This is a genomic window from uncultured Nitrospira sp. (genome assembly GCA_902500695.1).
Classification (GTDB): Bacteria; Nitrospirota; Nitrospiria; order Nitrospirales; family UBA8639; genus Nitrospira_E.
This window is the reverse complement of the sequence record CABVRQ010000007.1, coordinates 42005-43426: the sequence shown is the minus strand read 5'-3', so window position 1 is coordinate 43426 and position 1422 is coordinate 42005. Positions and strand designations below refer to the sequence as shown.

The following is a 1422-nucleotide window of genomic DNA, read 5'->3' as shown; positions in this document are numbered from 1 at the left end:
CTGGCTTATGCGCAAGAGAACATGGGAGGAGGCGCGAGTGACATGGATGTTCAGGTGGTTGATAAGAATTGTTGGGCGGAACTGTTCGAAGATACCGGATTTGACATGGACGATCCCCACGTCAGGGTGCAGGGGCCCTTTCAGTCAGCGACTTTAGAAGACGTGGCCGGCTTGAAATGGAATGACGAAATCGAAAGTTTGACTGTGGGACCCAATGCCACGGTGTATGCCTATAAAGATCGTGACTTTTCGGGAACCGAAGTCGTTTTTGTGGCCAATCAACGTGTCAGTGACTTAGCGGAATTGAACATGTCCGACGATATCGAATCCCTAAAGATCAAATGTGGAAAAGAATAGGTAAGTGTTGGATTAACTTTCTCTAACTTTAAGAGAGTCAGAACATAAACGGGCAACTTCAAGGGTTCCAATTGCATTTTATGTCAGTCCACAAACCATAGGTCCCGAGTGAGGAAGTTTCCTATTGTCCAAATCCTGGTGATCCTTCCCGTGTAAGGGGTTCCTGCATAAACTGGATTTCCGAAGGGAGTGGTAATCAGCAGATTCGTCATTTGATTGCCACAATGTTGAGTAGCTCATCTTTTCGAGTCACATTGATCATGACATCTGATTCTGTTCGTGTTAATTCCAGGTCTGCCGTAAGATTCCCTATACCAAGATTTTTAATTTGGATAGCCGGTAAAAACTCGGGAAGTGAGGGATGGGTGAATCGGATTTCTCGTCCGGCACCGTGAAAGGAAATGCCCAGGCAGGCTTGTAACAGCAAAAATACCGCACCTGCCGCCCATGCTTGAGGGGCACAGGCGACCGGGTAGAGTATTGGACCCTCTCCAGGTTTTCGAGGAAAACCGCAAATCAGCTCAGGGAGTCGATGGAGGTCGACATGAATGCTCAAATCAAAGAGTCCTCCTAATAGCCGTTCGACACCTTGCGTCAATCCATAGCGACTCATCCCCAGGGCAATGAGAGCGTTGTCGTGGGGCCAGATCGAACCGTTATGGTAGGCCATGGGGTTGTATCGTATTTCATTTGTCGGGATTGTCCGGATTCCCCAACCAGAAAAAAAATCCTCCTCTAGTAATCCCTTTGCGATACGTTCGGCCCGATCCTGTGTGGCAATTTCAGTAAAGAGCGTCTGCCCGGCGTTGGTAGATCTAATTGCACAGGGCTGCTTTTTCCCGTCAAGGGCTACGATGTACGTGCCCAATTCGTCTGACCAAAACCGACGATTGAATTGTTGTCGGAGTCTTTGGGCTTCAAGGAAAAGAGATTCTGCTCGCTCGGGGAATTCAAGAAGTCTCGCTAAATGAGACGCAGACCGTTTTGCCGCATACACATATCCTTGAACTTCACAGAGAGCGATCGGTCCCTCGGCGATGGTGCCGTCTGCATGGAACACCGAAT

At 48.7% G+C, this 1422-nt stretch carries 2 protein-coding genes; one reads left to right on the top strand and one right to left on the bottom strand.

Annotated elements, in window-relative coordinates:
• On the top strand, positions 1-357 hold a 357-nt coding region (locus AAH187_RS03015; protein WP_342346951.1), incomplete at its 5' end, for a hypothetical protein.
• Between the two features lie 208 nt (positions 358-565).
• Here the strand turns inward: AAH187_RS03015 and AAH187_RS03010 are convergent.
• A complete protein-coding gene (locus AAH187_RS03010; protein WP_342346950.1) occupies positions 566-1354 on the bottom strand; it encodes an amylo-alpha-1,6-glucosidase in 789 nt (262 codons plus the stop codon).
• Positions 1355-1422: the final 68 nt, after the last annotated feature.